The organism is Pantoea sp. C8B4, from assembly GCF_051336905.1.
Taxonomy (GTDB): Bacteria; Pseudomonadota; Gammaproteobacteria; order Enterobacterales; family Enterobacteriaceae; genus Pantoea; species Pantoea rwandensis_B.
This window is the reverse complement of record NZ_JBGMNK010000001.1, coordinates 568,087-582,805: the sequence shown is the minus strand read 5'-3', so window position 1 is coordinate 582,805 and position 14,719 is coordinate 568,087. Positions and strand designations below refer to the sequence as shown.

Annotated in this window: 18 protein-coding genes; 11 read left to right on the top strand and 7 right to left on the bottom strand. The window is 55.0% G+C overall.

The genetic code is table 11. From position 1 onward, the window contains the following. Positions 1 to 26: 26 nt before the first annotated feature. The 4 genes from pyrC to mdtH form a co-directional block, all read right to left on the bottom strand. A complete protein-coding gene (gene pyrC, locus ACCW76_RS02700; RefSeq protein WP_045833074.1) occupies positions 27 to 1,073 on the bottom strand; it encodes a dihydroorotase in 1,047 nt (348 codons plus the stop codon). A gap of 135 nt (positions 1,074 to 1,208) precedes the next feature. Beyond that, on the bottom strand, positions 1,209 to 1,772 hold the full coding sequence (locus ACCW76_RS02695) for a lipoprotein (protein WP_038647632.1): 564 nt from the start codon (positions 1,770 to 1,772) through the stop codon (positions 1,209 to 1,211). 110 nt (positions 1,773 to 1,882) lie between these two features. Then, on the bottom strand, positions 1,883 to 2,530 hold the full coding sequence (grxB, locus tag ACCW76_RS02690; protein ID WP_436337652.1) for a glutaredoxin 2: 648 nt from the start codon (positions 2,528 to 2,530) through the stop codon (positions 1,883 to 1,885). A gap of 91 nt (positions 2,531 to 2,621) precedes the next feature. Further along, positions 2,622 to 3,824: a multidrug efflux MFS transporter MdtH gene (gene mdtH / locus ACCW76_RS02685; RefSeq protein WP_436337651.1), complete on the bottom strand. Its 1,203-nt coding sequence runs from the start codon at positions 3,822 to 3,824 to the stop codon at positions 2,622 to 2,624. A 244-nt stretch (positions 3,825 to 4,068) separates the two neighbouring features. Between mdtH and rimJ the strand changes: the two genes are divergently transcribed. From rimJ to murJ, 4 genes are all read left to right on the top strand, one after another. Beyond that, positions 4,069 to 4,662 (top strand): ribosomal protein S5-alanine N-acetyltransferase, encoded by a 594-nt coding sequence (rimJ, locus tag ACCW76_RS02680; protein ID WP_038647626.1) that lies wholly within the window; start codon positions 4,069 to 4,071, stop codon positions 4,660 to 4,662. 13 nt (positions 4,663 to 4,675) lie between these two features. Next, positions 4,676 to 5,317 carry a DUF480 domain-containing protein gene (locus tag ACCW76_RS02675; protein WP_436337650.1) on the top strand — a complete coding sequence of 214 codons (642 nt, stop codon included), beginning with the start codon at positions 4,676 to 4,678 and terminating at the stop codon, positions 5,315 to 5,317. A gap of 1 nt (position 5,318) precedes the next feature. Continuing rightward, entirely contained in the window at positions 5,319 to 6,239 is a 921-nt protein-coding gene (locus ACCW76_RS02670; protein WP_045833071.1) for a Gfo/Idh/MocA family protein, read from the top strand. Positions 6,240 to 6,360: 121 nt separating this feature from the next. Next, on the top strand, positions 6,361 to 7,899 hold the full coding sequence (gene murJ, locus ACCW76_RS02665; RefSeq protein WP_436337649.1) for a murein biosynthesis integral membrane protein MurJ: 1,539 nt from the start codon (positions 6,361 to 6,363) through the stop codon (positions 7,897 to 7,899). Positions 7,900 to 7,930: 31 nt separating this feature from the next. Here murJ and flgN read toward each other — a convergent pair whose 3' ends face one another. The 3 genes from flgN to flgA form a co-directional block, all read right to left on the bottom strand. Then, entirely contained in the window at positions 7,931 to 8,362 is a 432-nt protein-coding gene (gene flgN / locus ACCW76_RS02660; protein WP_436337648.1) for a flagellar export chaperone FlgN, read from the bottom strand. A gap of 5 nt (positions 8,363 to 8,367) precedes the next feature. Continuing rightward, on the bottom strand, positions 8,368 to 8,676 hold the full coding sequence (gene flgM, locus ACCW76_RS02655) for a flagellar biosynthesis anti-sigma factor FlgM (RefSeq protein WP_038647616.1): 309 nt from the start codon (positions 8,674 to 8,676) through the stop codon (positions 8,368 to 8,370). Between the two features lie 105 nt (positions 8,677 to 8,781). Further along, positions 8,782 to 9,441 (bottom strand): flagellar basal body P-ring formation chaperone FlgA, encoded by a 660-nt coding sequence (flgA, locus tag ACCW76_RS02650; RefSeq protein WP_436337647.1) that lies wholly within the window; start codon positions 9,439 to 9,441, stop codon positions 8,782 to 8,784. Positions 9,442 to 9,594: 153 nt separating this feature from the next. Between flgA and flgB the strand changes: the two genes are divergently transcribed. From flgB to ACCW76_RS02615, 7 genes are all read left to right on the top strand, one after another. Continuing rightward, the gene (gene flgB, locus ACCW76_RS02645) at positions 9,595 to 10,008 is read left to right on the top strand and encodes a flagellar basal body rod protein FlgB (RefSeq protein ID WP_436337646.1); all 414 of its coding nucleotides are present in this window, start codon (positions 9,595 to 9,597) and stop codon (positions 10,006 to 10,008) included. 2 nt (positions 10,009 to 10,010) lie between these two features. Then, positions 10,011 to 10,415, top strand: a complete 405-nt coding sequence (gene flgC, locus ACCW76_RS02640) for a flagellar basal body rod protein FlgC (protein ID WP_034830669.1) — start codon at positions 10,011 to 10,013, stop codon at positions 10,413 to 10,415. 12 nt (positions 10,416 to 10,427) lie between these two features. Then, positions 10,428 to 11,102 carry a flagellar hook assembly protein FlgD gene (gene flgD, locus ACCW76_RS02635; protein WP_045813859.1) on the top strand — a complete coding sequence of 225 codons (675 nt, stop codon included), beginning with the start codon at positions 10,428 to 10,430 and terminating at the stop codon, positions 11,100 to 11,102. Positions 11,103 to 11,126: 24 nt separating this feature from the next. Beyond that, a complete protein-coding gene (gene flgE / locus ACCW76_RS02630) occupies positions 11,127 to 12,359 on the top strand; it encodes a flagellar hook protein FlgE (RefSeq protein ID WP_436337645.1) in 1,233 nt (410 codons plus the stop codon). A gap of 20 nt (positions 12,360 to 12,379) precedes the next feature. Continuing rightward, the gene (locus tag ACCW76_RS02625) at positions 12,380 to 13,138 is read left to right on the top strand and encodes a flagellar basal body rod protein FlgF (protein WP_034830676.1); all 759 of its coding nucleotides are present in this window, start codon (positions 12,380 to 12,382) and stop codon (positions 13,136 to 13,138) included. Positions 13,139 to 13,155: 17 nt separating this feature from the next. After that, positions 13,156 to 13,938 (top strand): flagellar basal-body rod protein FlgG, encoded by a 783-nt coding sequence (gene flgG, locus ACCW76_RS02620; RefSeq protein WP_034830678.1) that lies wholly within the window; start codon positions 13,156 to 13,158, stop codon positions 13,936 to 13,938. Between the two features lie 61 nt (positions 13,939 to 13,999). After that, a complete protein-coding gene (locus ACCW76_RS02615) occupies positions 14,000 to 14,710 on the top strand; it encodes a flagellar basal body L-ring protein FlgH (protein ID WP_034830679.1) in 711 nt (236 codons plus the stop codon). Positions 14,711 to 14,719 lie beyond the last annotated feature (9 nt).

The window sequence follows — 14,719 nt, the reverse complement described above, 5'->3', positions numbered from 1 at the left end:
TTATCCCAAAGGCAAGTTGTGCAATATTATTCTTTAATACGCCAGTTTAGGGTTTCACCTGCGAGGAACGGCACCAGCGTGTCATCGGCCACGTTGATGGTGTCCTGCACTGTCCAGGACTCACGTACCAGCGTCAGTGTGCCCTCATTCAGCGGCAGGCCGTAGAAGTTAGGCCCGTTTTCTGAACAGAACGCTTCGAAATGTTCCAGCGCATTCAACTCTTCGAATACCGTGGCATAGGCAGGCAGTGATGTCGGTGCGTTAAACACGCCGGCACAGCCGCAGCTCGCCTCTTTCAGATGACGCAGATGCGGTGCGGTGTCCGTACCGAGGAATACGCGACGATTGCCACTGGCCACCAGGCTGCGCAGAGCTTCCTGGTGAATGTTGCGTTTCAGAATTGGCAGGCAATAGAGATGAGGACGTACACCACCCACCAGCATGTGATTGCGGTTAAACATCAAATGCTGCGGCGTGATGGTGGCACCCAGCAGGTCGTTGCCCGCGGCCAGATATTCTGCCGCTTCTTTAGTGGTAATGTGTTCCATCACGACTTTCAGGGCAGGGAAGCGCTGACGCAGCGGTTCCAGCACGGTTTCGATAAAACGCGCTTCGCGGTCAAAAATATCGATATGCGAATCCGTGACTTCACCGTGCACCAGCATCGGCATGCCGATCTGCTGCATACGGTCCAGCACGCTGGCGATAGAATCAATATTGGTGACGCCGTGGCTGGAGTTGGTGGTGGCATGCGCGGGATAGAGTTTCGCTGCGGTGAAGGTCCCGTTGCGGAAGCCACGCTCAATTTCATCCGGATCTAAGGAATCAGTGAGGTAGCAGGTCATCAGTGGCGTAAAAGCGTGTTCAGCAGGCAGCGCAGCCATAATGCGCTCGCGATAGGCAATGGCGGCCTCTACGCTTGTCACCGGTGGAACCAGGTTTGGCATGACAATCGCACGACCATTGACCGCACTGGTATAAGGCAAAACGGCATTGAGCATCGCGCCATCGCGCAGATGGATATGCCAATCGTCAGGGCGGCGAATCGTGATTTGCTGGGGTTGGGCTGTCATTCAAAAAGGCTCCGGCTGAGAAAAAACGAATGGGCACGTTTAGGCCGGGGAGTAATCATAAGGGTGTGAGCAACCGTTTGCACGGGATTTTATTGCCAGAAACAAAAACCGCACCCGAAGGTGCGGTGGTTGAGGTTAATCCGTAAACGGAATCACCAATTGTCCCGGCTTCACTTCAATGCCTTTGGCAAATTTCTTCGCCAGTGCTTCACCTTTGCTACGGTCTTCGCTCAGCACATAGGCAGGCTTCTCATTGAAGTAGCGTTTGAGAGACTCATTAAGATAAGGCGTCAGTGTTTTCATGATGGACGCCATCTTTTCAGGCTGTACTTGCGCGTCGACAATTTCAATATCATGCAGATAAATCGCGCCTTCCTGTGCATTGAAAATCGGCTGCGCTTTCATCTTGAGCTGCATCTCAGCCTGCTGCGGACCAAATAGCGAGCTGACGTTGATGTTTGCTTTGCCGGACAGGGTAATCTTGCCGGGTTCTTCACGACCAATCTGACTGGTGAGATCGCTGAGCACGATGTGTGCATTGACCAGCCCGGATACGCCGACGTCTTTTTCGAAGTTATTGCGCTTCTGCAGCGCTTGATTCACTTCCTGTTCGCTGATGGTGTATTGCGTCAATTGATTGCAGCCGCTCAACAGCACGGCTAAAAATAGGGCCAATAGCCCAGACATCGCCTTTTTCATAGATCCTCATCCTGAACGATACGGCAAAACAGCCATAGCCTGCCTGAAACCGGGCCAGGTGTCACCAGGAGAGGGATGAGAAACGCCGCAGCGTTTCTCATCGGACGGGGCTATGCCGCGATGGAAGAGAGCAGATTAATCTGGGTTTGCTTCGCCATATTGTCGCGGTAATCCGCTACGCGACTCGGCCATTCGATGCCTGCCACTAAGGTGAGCGAACGCAGGAGCGGAAACAGATTGATATCGTCTTCAGACAGTTCGCCATTCACGGCATTGGGTTTGACGATGAGCTTATCGAGCTGACGCAGGTCATCACTGATGTTTTTTATCAGCCCGGGTGCGTGTTTACGCAGCTCCGTGAAATCTCCGACGCTGGCCTGCTTTTTCTCACGGAAATAACGACGCGCTTCCGGCGTGGCAAATTCCGCAAACGAGGCATCAGCGATGCGCGGAATCAGTAGCTTATTAATATAGCCGTTAACGCGGCGCAGCCATTCGCTGATGGCGGGGTTGTTTTTGCCGTTAAGCAGCGGCTCGCGATCCTGTTTATCCACCAGTCGGACAATGTCCATACTTTCTGGCATCGCACTGCCATCGGCTTTTTGCAGAATGGGCGCCATCTTCTGCCCGATGAGCTTTTTAGGCATCTGCTCATCGTCATTGAGCATAACGATCAATTCAACCGGCAGGTTCTTTAAGCCAAAAATCATGCGTGCTTTTACGCAGAAAGGGCAGTGATCGTAGATGTAGAGTTTCATCCCGTTTCTCCTGTGTAAATCTAAGGGTGACAAAGGTCACCCTTTTTCCGGACGTGCGGGAAGTATGGAAGAGATCCTTCGAAGGGGCAAACTAGCTGCTGAAGATGATCGGTGCCACCGGGCGCGGCTGGAACTGCCACCACAAGGCCAGCAGGGTGATGATGCCAACGCTGCTCAGCAACATCCAGGGCAGTTCAGGCAGAGCCAATTGCTGGCCCATATCGAACATCCACCCGCCACCGGAGTAGCCAATCAGACCGCCGATGGCCAGACCTAAACGACTGAATCCCATGTAACTGCCCCGCGCGCGTGAACTGGCCAACGATGCGCTGAGCGTCTCGCGTGCCGGTTCGGCGATGATGGAACCCAGGTAGAACACGCCGATTAACAAAAACAGCGAGGGCAGAGATTGGGCCATGCCGACTGGCAGCAGGCTAAAGGTCATCAGGAATAAACCCGCCATCAGCCGGGTTTCCAGGCGGAAGCGTTTTTCGCTCCAGCGAGCCAGCGGATAGAGCAGGCTGAGCGACAACATGGCTTCGATGGCGTACATCCATTTCACGGCGGCGGGTGCGCCAGCCACCTGATTCACCATCACCGGCAACATCAACATCACTTGCACGGCCAAAATGTAGTAGCCGGTCAACGTCAGCACATAAAGGCGGAAACGTTTATCCTGCCAGACGCGCTGCATACCTTCGCGCATCGCAATGCGTTCCGTTGAGATGCGCCACGCCGGTAACCACACGGCGTTAAATATCGCCGCGGCGACAAACACCACTGCACCTACCCAGCACACCAGACGGAAATCCCACGCCAGCAGCCAACTGCCAACCAGCGCACCCAGTACGGCGCCCGCGCTGTCCTGCATCATCAATAGCGAGAAGAAACGACCGCGCTCGCGAGCGCGTACCAGTTTCACCACCATGGCGCTGCGGGGAGGATCAAACAGGGTGCCACCGAGGCCGGATAGCAAACAGGCCAGCCATAGCATCCAGGGTTGATGCGCCAGCGCCATGCAAGCGAACCCGGCTGCGCGCATCAGCATACCCGTCACGATCAGCGGACGTGCGCCGAAACGATCGGCAATCGCGCCGCCGAAAATGCCCAGCCCCTGCTGCACAAATTGACGCAAACCCAGCGCGATACCCACCATTAACGCCGCCCAGCCCAGCTGTTCAACGAAATGGATGGAAATCAGTGGAAATACCACGAAAAAGCCTAACACCACCAACATGTTATCGATTAAGAGGAATGTTTTACCGAGGCGTCGTGCCCGCGCTACCCGAGACATGCTTAATCCTGAGCAAGTGATGAGAAAAGTGACCAGTTGGTCTATTTTCCGCCTGCGCTGACGGGAAAGACAGCGTATCCAGGATGATATTTTTTCATCGAATGAGCAGAAAAATTAATCCTGATTAAGGATGAATCACGTTGCATGTTGTCGAGGGTTTTACCGTAGCGAAGGTGACGGTTATAGTGAGAAGTATCGCCTCCGGCGTACATCTTTCTTAAAGTTATGGATTTCAGGAGTCATGATGTTTGGCTATCGTTCTGCTGGACCCCGCGTGCGCCTGACTACCGATCGTTTGGTGGTCCGTTTAGTTCACGAGCGCGATGCCTGGCGATTGGCAGATTATTATGCAGAGAACCGCGTCTTCCTTAAACCCTGGGAGCCGGTGCGCGACGAAAGCCACTGCTACCCCTCAGGCTGGCAGGCACGCCTTGGACTGATCGCGGATATGCATAAACAGGGCTCAGCCTACTATTTTGTGCTGATGGACCCGGAAGAGCATGAAGTGCGCGGTGTGGCCAATTTTAGCAACGTGCTGCGCGGTTCATTTCACGCTTGTTACCTCGGTTACTCATTAGGCGAAAAGTGGCAGGGGCAAGGCATGATGTTTGAAGCGTTGCAGTCAGCGATTCGCTACATGCAGCGGCAGCAACGCATTCACCGCATCATGGCCAACTATATGCCGCACAATCAGCGCAGCGGTGATTTGCTGGCACGTCTTGGGTTCGAGAAAGAGGGGTATGCCAAAGATTATTTGCTGATCGATGGACGCTGGCAGGATCACGTGTTGACCGCGTTGACCTGGCAGGAGTGGACCCCGGATCGTCGTGGACAATAATAAGGAAATACGCATGAAAATGGCTTTATCCGCGCAGGCGCTGCGTGTGATCGGTTGCCTGCTAGAAAAGCAGGTCACCACTCCGGATCAATATCCGCTTTCCCTCAATGGCGTGGTCACCGCCTGTAATCAAAAGTCCAACCGCGAACCGGTGATGAATCTGAGTGAAATGGAGGTGCAATCTCAACTTGATGAGCTGGTGAAGAAGCACCTGGTGACATCCAACAACGGATTCGGTCAACGGGTCAGCAAGTATGAACAGCGCTTCTGTAACTCCGCATTCGGTCATTTGCAACTCAGCAGCGCGGAAGTGGCGGTACTGGCTTTGCTATTTCTGCGCGGCGCACAAACGCCGGGTGAACTGCGCACCCGCAGTGGACGTTTGCATGAGTTCAGCGATATGAACGAGGTTGAGCAGACGTTAAACGGCTTAATCACCCGTGATGACGGGCCGATGGTGATACGTCTGGCACGCGAACCGGGTAAACGCGAAAGCCGTTATATGCATCTGTTCGGCGGCGATGTGGCTGAAGCACCCGCCGCGAGCACGGATGAGATGGACAGTGAAGATTTGGTCAGCCGGGTTGCGCAGTTGGAACAACAGGTGGCTCAGCTGCAATCCCAGCTGGAGCACCTGTTGCAGAAGGAGCAATAACATGACGCTACGTATCGGTATTGTTGGATTAGGCGGCATCGCGCAAAAAGCCTGGTTGCCGGTGTTGTCTCACGCCACCGACTGGCAACTGGCGGGGGCGTTTTCGCCGAGCCAGGCAAAAGCTCAGCCCATCTGCGACAGTTATCGCATGCCTTATTTCAATCAGCTGGACGCGCTGGCGGCCGCCAGTGATGCGGTCTTTGTGCACAGCAGTACCGCCAGCCATTTTGAGGTGGTGCAGGCGTTGCTGCTGGCGGGCAAAGATGTTTGCGTGGATAAACCTTTAGCCGAAACCCTGCAGCAGGCGGAAGCGCTGGTGGCTTTAGCGGAGAAGCGCAAACGCAAACTGATGGTGGCGTTTAATCGTCGCTTTGCGCCACGCTATCAACAGTTGAAAGCGGAAATGCCGCGAGCGGCTTCACTGCGTATTGAAAAGCATCGCGCGGATAGCGTGGGTCCGGGGGATTTGCGCTTTACTCTGCTGGATGACTACCTGCACGTGGTGGATACGGCGTTGTGGCTGGCAGGGGGCAAACTGACGCGTGAGCAGGGCTTTATTGAAACCAATGAGGAGGGGGCGATGCTGTACGCTGAACATCACTTCTCAGCAGGGGCGCTGCAAATCACCACCAGTATGCATCGTCGCGCCGGCACACAGCGCGAAGTGGTGAGCGCCATCTGCGACGGTGATTACATCGAAATTAATGAGATGCGTGACTGGCAGCAGGAGAACCTCGGCGGCTTACGCACCGATCCGATAGCCTCCTGGCAAAGCCATCTTGTTCAGCGCGGTTTCAGCGGTGCGGCACAGCATTTTATCCAATGTGTACAAAATCAGACGATGCCTGAAACCAGCGGTGAACAGGCGCTGGCGGCGCAGCGTCTGGTGGAAAAACTGTGGCGCGATGCCGAACAGGAATAACCCCTTGTAACACTCAATGCTGGTCATTTCCCGCAGTGGCAGTAGACTATCGCCGGACATCAGCAGATGTCCGCGCTAAGTTGCTCATTTATCCGACACTTTTCAGGATGCGCCACTCAAAATGAATTTGTTGAAATCGCTGGCTGCGGTCAGTTCGATGACCCTTTTTTCTCGCGTGCTGGGCTTTGCCCGTGATGCCATTGTGGCACGCGTGTTCGGTGCCGGTATGGCCACCGATGCCTTCTTCGTGGCCTTTAAACTGCCCAATTTGCTGCGCCGTATCTTTGCGGAAGGCGCCTTTTCTCAGGCGTTTGTGCCCATTCTTGCTGAATACAAAAGCAAGCAGGGCGAAGAGGCCACGCGCGTATTTATAGCCTACGTTTCCGGTTTACTGACGCTGGTGCTGGCGGTGGTGACGGTGCTCGGCATGATTGCCGCGCCCTGGGTGATTATGGTCACCGCACCCGGATTTGCCGATACTGCCGATAAATTCGCACTGACCAGTTCACTGCTGCGCGTCACCTTTCCTTATATTCTGCTGATCTCTCTGGCGTCGCTGGCCGGTGCGATACTCAACACCTGGAATCGCTTCTCGGTTCCGGCATTTGCGCCGACGTTATTAAACATCAGCATGATTGGCTTTGCGGTATTTGCGGCCCCGCATTTCCATCCACCGGTGATGGCGCTGGCATGGGCTGTGGTCGTCGGTGGGGTGTTGCAACTGTTCTACCAGCTGCCGCACCTGAAGAAAATCGGCATGCTGGTGTTGCCGCGCCTCAACCTGCGTGACGCCGGCGTATGGCGCGTCATGCGCCAAATGGGACCGGCGATTCTTGGCGTCTCGGTGAGCCAAATATCCCTGATCATCAACACCATTTTCGCCTCATTCCTCGTCTCGGGTTCAGTGTCGTGGATGTACTATGCCGACCGTCTGATGGAGTTTCCGTCGGGCGTATTGGGTGTCGCTTTGGGCACGATTTTACTGCCATCGTTAGCGAAGAGTTTCGCCAGCGGCAATCATGATGAGTATTCGCGTCTGATGGATTGGGGCCTGCGCCTCTGCTTCCTGCTGGCCCTGCCGAGCGCCGTTGCTCTTGGGATCCTCTCTGGCCCGCTGACAGTGGCGTTGTTCCAGTACGGCAAATTCACCGCGTTCGATGCCGCCATGACGCAGCGTGCGCTGGTGGCGTATTCGGTGGGATTGATGGGACTGATTGTGGTCAAAGTGCTGGCGCCCGGCTTCTATTCGCGTCAGGACATTAAAACCCCGGTGAAGATTGCGATTGTGACGTTAATTATGACGCAGGTGATGAACCTGGCGTTTATCGGCCCGCTCAAACATGCCGGATTGTCGTTGTCGATCGGATTAGCGGCTTGTCTTAACGCCGCGCTGCTGTACTGGCAATTACGTAAACAGGATATCTTCCAGCCGCAGCCGGGTTGGTTTAGCTTCCTGGTACGTCTGATGATTGCGGTTGTGGTCATGGCGGCAGCACTGCTGGGCATTCTGCATGTGATGCCGGCCTGGGAAGAAGGGCAGATGTGGTGGCGGTTGCTGCGTCTGGCTGCAGTCTGCGCCATTGGCGGTGGTGCTTACTTTGTCATGCTGGGTCTGCTGGGCTTCCGCCCGAGAGATTTTGCCCGCCGTACGCTGGCATAAAAAAATCCCGCCTCGGCGGGATTTTTCTTTATTAACCTTTGCGGCTGAGCGTCGACTGACCTTTGCCTAACCCATCGGGACCGTAAAACGCCTGAGTCTGGTGCGGCTTCAGTATCGAGATCGCATCATTGGTGAAGCTGATTTGATGCTGCAGCAGAATACCGTTATGAGTGTTGGTATCGCGCAAACGGCGGGTATGCTGCTGAATGCTCTGCCAGCGGCGTTCACGATCGCTGTGACCACCATAGGGCGCCTGAGTACCGAGTGACTTTTCGGTGTTTCGGCGCATTTCGTCCAGATAATTCAACGTCGTCAGCAGCGCGCTTTTATCTTCTGATATGCGCTGCAACAGGTTGCCATTAACCTGGCCGGCAGACAGTTGCTGTTGCTCTTCATCCATCACCACAGTGAGTGAAGCCAGCACGTCCTGCATTTTATCTAAGGTGGTCAGCAGATTGTCCATTGGGATTAGTTACCCTCTAAATACGCCTTGGTATCGGCGATCAGCGCGTCGGCGATCTTACCGGTATCCATTTTCAGTTCGCCATTACGAATAGCGGTTTTCAGTTGTTCAACACGTGCAGTGTTGATGTCTTTGCTGCCCGGCTGCATTAACTGCGCCTGAGCCGTGCTCAACTTCACTTCGGCACCGCTTTCGCTGGTGCTGGCGTTGGTTGAAGCAGTCACGTTTTGGCGCACCTTGCCGTTGTTATCGTTGGTGTCGCGGGATTGTACAGTGCTCACCGGGCTTAAAGGCTGCGTTCTGTCGATGCTCATGGTCTTGCTCCTGTAAGGTCAGTTGAGGGTCAGTCAACTGAGTCAGCATAGGGTAATGTCTTTGTTGATATCTCTATCGGCAGAACAACAGGGTTCTTTAACGCTTTATAGCGATATCAGAATATTCCCATCCGCGTCGACGCGCCCACTGACAACCTGACCATTTCCCATGCGCACGCGCACCATTTGTGCCGCGCTGGCGTTGTTCAGCGCACGTCCTTCGCTACTGGCATTAAACCCGTTTCCGCTGGCTACCACCATCACATTTTGTCCTGCTTTTACCCGCCAGGGCTGACGCAGCATCATCGCGGTCACCGGCTGTCCAGGCGGGATATCGCGCAGCGCAATTGCATCGGCCACGCTGTTGTTATCGAACAGGGCACGCGGAGGCAGTTCATCCAGACGCCCGGTCTCAAGACGGAAATCATTCGGGTCGAGGGTACTGCCACGTGCTACCTGACGGCTGGCAACTAAATACTGACCGGTCACCTGTACCTGAACCTGCAGGAAACGACGATTCTGATCGCAGCTGGCGGCAATGCTGAGATTGCCCCACTGGCGACTGTTGCCCGGCAGTTGTAACGCCGGCGCCTCGCAGGTCGGCCACTGCTCTTTGGGCGTGCGCACCACCACGGTCATCCCCGCGGCATGTTGCGGATCGCGCGCTTTAAAAAACTGCGTTAACTGTGCGGTCAGGTCCGCCGCATGGCCGGGCAGCGCGAAGGCCAACAACCACGTGGCCAGCAAAGGTAAAGATCTGCGCATAAACGCCTCCTGTCGAGAAGATGGCCTGAGTCTACTCTTCGCGCGAAAAATTCAATGTCAAAAATAGCCGTGATTTTTGCTGCTATTCAGACGATCACCCTTGCATTTGTCCACTTAAGCTGTCAGCTCGAAATTCTCATTCGCGGAGGAAGCATGCTCGACAAACTCGATGCCGCGCTGCGATTTGGTACAGAAGCGTTAAATCTGCGTGCTCAGCGCCAGGAAATCCTGGCGTCCAATATTGCCAACGCCGATACCCCGGGCTACCAGGCACGGGATATCGACTTTGCCAGCCAGCTGAGCAAGGTGATGGAAAACGGTCGCGCGGAGGGGAGCAGGATGGCGCTGAAAGTCACCTCTTCACGCCACATCGCCGCTGAAACCAACTCTCAGCCATCCATGGACCTGATGTACCGCATTCCCGATCAACCTGCCGCGGATGGCAACACCGTGGATATGGATCGTGAACGTACACAGTTTGCTGATAACAGCCTGAAATACCAAACCGATCTCACCCTCATCAGTAGCCAAATCAAAGGCATGATGAGCGTTCTGCAGGGGCAATAACCATGGCATTGCTGAATATTTTTGATATCGCCGGTTCTGCGATGACCGCGCAATCACAGCGCCTCAACGTCAGCGCCAGTAACCTGGCCAACGCCGATAGTGTCACCGGGCCGGATGGTCAGCCTTATGTGGCAAAACAGGTGATATTCCAGACCGATGCCGCCCCTGGCGCGGCGACCGGTGGTGTCAAAGTCGCGGGCGTGGTGAACGATCCTACCCCGGCCAAATTGGTGTATGACCCAGGTAATCCGATGGCGGATGAGAAGGGTTACGTCAAGATGCCAAACGTCGATGTCGTATCAGAAACCGTTAACACCATGTCAGCGTCCCGCAGTTATCAGGCCAACGTCGAAGTGTTGAACACGGTGAAATCAATGATGATGAAAACCCTGACGATGGGTCAATAACGGAGCACGAACATGAGCGTAGCAGTCGGCGTTAATGCCAATCTTGACCCAACGGTACTGAGTTCGTCCAGTTCAACAGGGACGGGAAACAGTGCTCAGGACTTGCAGAACCAATTCCTGACCATGCTGGTGACGCAGTTGCAGAACCAGGATCCCACTAACCCAATGGACAACAGCCAGCTCACTACTCAGCTGGCGCAGATTAACACCCTGAGCGGCATTGAGAAGCTGAATACCACATTGGGTTCTATCTCTGGTCAGCTCACCACCAGCCAGTCACTGCAGAGTACGACGCTGATTGGACATGGTGTGATGATTGATGGCAGCCAGATCCTGGTTGGCAGTGGTACCACGACCCCATTCGGGGTGGAGTTGAGTACCGCCTCTACCGCCACCACCGCGACCATCAAAGATTCGAACGGCACTGTGGTTCGCACTGTCGACTTGGGCGCATTGACGTCCGGCGTTCACGCCTTCTCCTGGGACGGCAAAGATGCGAATGGCACGACAGTGGCTGATGGCAAATATTCTGTATCGATTGCCGCCAGTAATGGCAGCACACAATTGGTGGCACAACCGCTTAATTACGCTTACGTGAATGGCGTGAGTACGGTGAATAACACCTCAAAACTGGACCTCGGCACCATGGGCTCCGCCACTCTTGATGAAGTTCGTCAGATTCTCTAATTCAATTTTAGCAGGAGACACGTTATGTCTTTTTCTCAAGCTGTCAGTGGTATGAATGCGGCCTCCAGTAACCTGGATGTCATTGGTAACAACATCGCCAACTCCGCGACCGCGGGTTTCAAATCCAGCACCATTTCGTTCGCGGATATGTTTGCTGGTTCCAATATCGGTATGGGTACCAAGGTCGCTGCGGTTATTCAGAACTTCAATGACGGTACCACGACCTCAACCAGCCGTGGTCTGGACGTGGCACTGAGCGGTAACGGTTTCTTCCGTATGACCGATGCTGCGGGTAGCGTGTACTACTCTCGTAATGGTCAGTTCACGCTGGATGCCAACCGTAACCTGGTGAACACCCAGGGCATGAGCGTGACCGGCTATCCGGCAACCGGTACCCCGCCGACCATTCAGACGGGTGCAAACCCGGTGGCATTGAGCGTACCGACGACGCAGATGTCGGCGCGCGCGACCACGACCGCCGGTTTGGTGTCAAACCTGAACTCCACAGATAGCGTGCCATCAGTGGCAACTTTCAGCTCGTCAGACGTCGATAGCTACAATGCCAAAAGCACCGTCACTGTGTATGACTCACAGGGTAACGATCATGCTCTCGACCTCTATTATGTGAAAACCAGTGATAACAACTGGACTGTGCACGCGATTGATTCCACTACTGGAACGTCAGCAGGTGATTTCTCCATGACCTTCGACTCCAACGGTAAGCTGCAATCAATCACAAGCGGCGGGACAACCACCGCAGGTGCAACCACTGTTGGCTTGACTATTCAGGGATCTAATGGTGCTGCGGCTAATCAGGCCATCACGTTGAGCGTACTTGGAAGCCAGCAACAAAACACCGGCACCACTTCATTCGGAAACCCAACGCAGGATGGTTATGCGCCGGGCGATCTGACCAGCTACGCCATCAACGATGACGGCACCATTACCGGTACCTATTCGAACCAGAAAACTCAGCTGCTGGGTCAAATCGTTCTGGCCAGCTTCTCTAACCCGGAAGGCCTGCAGTCAGAAGGCGATAACGTCTGGTCTGCGACCAACGCTTCGGGTCAGGCAGCTATCGGTTTGGCTAACACCGGCACTTACGGTTCACTGACTTCAGGTGCACTGGAAGCCTCCAACGTCGATCTGAGTAAAGAGCTGGTCAACATGATCGTTGCACAACGTAACTATCAGGCGAACAGCCAGACGATTAAAACGCAGGATCAGATCCTCAACACCCTGATCAACTTACGTTAATTCGCTAACGGGATTGCATTATGGATCACGCAATATATACCGCGATGGGCGCCGCCAGTCAGACGATGGAACAACAATCGGTGACCGCCAGCAACCTCGCCAACGCCTCAACGCCGGGCTTCCGCGCCCAGCTCAACGCGTTGCGCGCGGTGCCGGTCAACGGCTGGTCGCTGCCGACGCGCACCTTAGTGGCTGCCTCAACGCCGGGTGCCGATATGACGCCAGGCGCGATGGACAACACCGGACGCCCGCTCGATGTGGCCGTACAGCAAGATGGCTGGCTGGCGGTGCGTACCGCTGACGGTTCTGAAGCCTATACCCGCAACGGCAACATGCAGATCAGCTCGACCGGTATTTTGACCATTCAGGGCAATCCCGTGATGGGCGATGGCGGTCCAATCGCCATTCCACAAGGCTCCGAGCTGACTATCGCGGCTGACGGTACCATCACCTCGCGTAATGCGGGTGATGCGCCAAACGCCACGGTACAGATTGGCAAGCTGAAGCTGGTTAAGGCCACGGGCAAAGAGTTACAGCGCGGTGACGACGGTATGTTCCGTCCAACCCAGGCGACGCAGGCGACACGCGGTGCGGCTCTAGCGCCTGATGCAACGGTCGCGGTCATGCCAGGCGTGCTGGAAGGCAGCAACGTTAAGCCAGTGGAAACCATGGTCGACATGATCGCCAACGCCCGACGTTTCGAGATGCAGATGAAAGTCATCACTAACGTCGATGAAAACGAACAAAAAGCCAATCAACTGCTCAACATGAGCAGCTAAGGCGTAAGGAAAACAACATGATTCGTTCTTTATGGATCGCTAAAACCGGCCTTGACGCCCAGCAAACCAATATGGACGTCATTTCGAACAACCTTGCGAACGTTTCAACCAACGGGTTTAAACGTTCGCGTGCCGTGTTCGAAGACCTGATGTATCAGACGCTGCGTCAGCCGGGCACGCAGTCATCGGAACAGACTACATTGCCTTCAGGCTTGCAGATTGGTACCGGTGTGCGCCCAGTGACCACCGAGCGTCTGCATACCCAGGGCAACCTGTCGCAGACCAGCAACTCAAAAGACGTGGCGATCAACGGTCAGGGTTATTTCGAAGTGCAGATGCCAGACGGTACCTCTTCATATACGCGTGACGGTTCATTCCAGGTGGATCAGAACGGTCAGCTGGTGACCAACGCCGGCTATCCGGTTCAGCCTGGGATCACTATCCCGGCGAACGCCACCAGCATCACCATCTCGCGTGACGGTGTGGTGAGCGTGACACAGCAGGGGCAGACCAACCCAGCGCAGGTGGGACAGTTGACGCTGAGCACCTTTATGAACGATGCAGGCCTCGATAGCCTGGGTGAAAACCTCTATCAGGAAACGCAGGCATCCGGTGCGGCGACGCAGAGTACGCCAGGCCAGAACGGCGCGGGTTTGCTGTATCAGGGTTATGTTGAAACTTCTAACGTCAACGTGGCGGAAGAGTTGGTCACCATGATTCAGACGCAGCGTGCTTATGAAATCAACAGCAAAGCGATCACCACTTCTGATCAGATGCTGCAGAAATTAACCCAGGTTTAATCTGGGGTCGTTGGGCCAGCCTGGCTGGCCCGATTAAGAACATGAATAAGGTCAGAACTCCGTGGCGAAGCAAGTGATTCTCAAGCCTGGGCATTGGTTAGTAGCCACGCTGCTACTGACATTAAACGGTTGTGCGTTAGTCCCGCGTACGCCTCTGGTGCAGGGTGCCACAACGGCAGAACCCACGCCTTCCGCACCGCCAGTGGTAAACGGTTCTATTTTCCAGGGCGTTGCGCCACTGAACTACGGCTATCAGCCGCTGTTCGAAGACCGCCGTCCACGTAACATTGGCGATACCCTGACGATTACGCTGCAAGAGAATGTCAGCGCCAGCAAAAGTTCTTCAGCCAATGCGAGCCGTGATGGCAGCAACAGCTTTGGCGTGAGCACTGTGCCAACCGGCCTGAGCGGTCTGGTCGGCGCCGCCGGTGAGAAAGCCGGTCTGGATGCCAATGGTAAAAATGACTTCGCTGGCAAAGGTGGCGCAACGGCCAATAACACCTTTACCGGCACCATCACCGTCACCGTGAATCAGGTGTTGTCGAATGGCAACCTGCGCGTGGTCGGTGAGAAACAGATCGAAATTAACCAGGGAACCGAATTTATTCGCTTCTCCGGTGTGGTTAACCCACGCACCATCAGCGCCAGCAACGCCGTGTTGTCAACGCAGGTGGCCGATGCACGTATTGAGTATGTCGGAAACGGGTATATCAATGAGGCGCAAACCATGGGCTGGTTCCAGCGTTTCTTCCTGAACGTGTCGCCGATGTAATCGAGGTAA

Coding starts and splice junctions, on each gene's coding strand:
- flgM (WP_038647616.1), bottom strand. CDS start 8,676: ATGAGCATCGACAGAACGCAGCCTTTAAGCCCGGTGAGCACTGTACAA.
- flgC (WP_034830669.1), top strand. CDS start 10,011: ATGGCATTGCTGAATATTTTTGATATCGCCGGTTCTGCGATGACCGCG.
- ACCW76_RS02625 (WP_034830676.1), top strand. CDS start 12,380: ATGGATCACGCAATATATACCGCGATGGGCGCCGCCAGTCAGACGATG.
- murJ (WP_436337649.1), top strand. CDS start 6,361: ATGAATTTGTTGAAATCGCTGGCTGCGGTCAGTTCGATGACCCTTTTT.
- flgN (WP_436337648.1), bottom strand. CDS start 8,362: ATGGACAATCTGCTGACCACCTTAGATAAAATGCAGGACGTGCTGGCT.
- pyrC (WP_045833074.1), bottom strand. CDS start 1,073: ATGACAGCCCAACCCCAGCAAATCACGATTCGCCGCCCTGACGATTGG.
- ACCW76_RS02695 (WP_038647632.1), bottom strand. CDS start 1,772: ATGAAAAAGGCGATGTCTGGGCTATTGGCCCTATTTTTAGCCGTGCTG.
- flgB (WP_436337646.1), top strand. CDS start 9,595: ATGCTCGACAAACTCGATGCCGCGCTGCGATTTGGTACAGAAGCGTTA.
- flgG (WP_034830678.1), top strand. CDS start 13,156: ATGATTCGTTCTTTATGGATCGCTAAAACCGGCCTTGACGCCCAGCAA.
- mdtH (WP_436337651.1), bottom strand. CDS start 3,824: ATGTCTCGGGTAGCGCGGGCACGACGCCTCGGTAAAACATTCCTCTTA.
- flgE (WP_436337645.1), top strand. CDS start 11,127: ATGTCTTTTTCTCAAGCTGTCAGTGGTATGAATGCGGCCTCCAGTAAC.
- ACCW76_RS02670 (WP_045833071.1), top strand. CDS start 5,319: ATGACGCTACGTATCGGTATTGTTGGATTAGGCGGCATCGCGCAAAAA.
- grxB (WP_436337652.1), bottom strand. CDS start 2,530: ATGAAACTCTACATCTACGATCACTGCCCTTTCTGCGTAAAAGCACGC.
- flgD (WP_045813859.1), top strand. CDS start 10,428: ATGAGCGTAGCAGTCGGCGTTAATGCCAATCTTGACCCAACGGTACTG.
- ACCW76_RS02675 (WP_436337650.1), top strand. CDS start 4,676: ATGAAAATGGCTTTATCCGCGCAGGCGCTGCGTGTGATCGGTTGCCTG.
- flgA (WP_436337647.1), bottom strand. CDS start 9,441: ATGCGCAGATCTTTACCTTTGCTGGCCACGTGGTTGTTGGCCTTCGCG.
- rimJ (WP_038647626.1), top strand. CDS start 4,069: ATGTTTGGCTATCGTTCTGCTGGACCCCGCGTGCGCCTGACTACCGAT.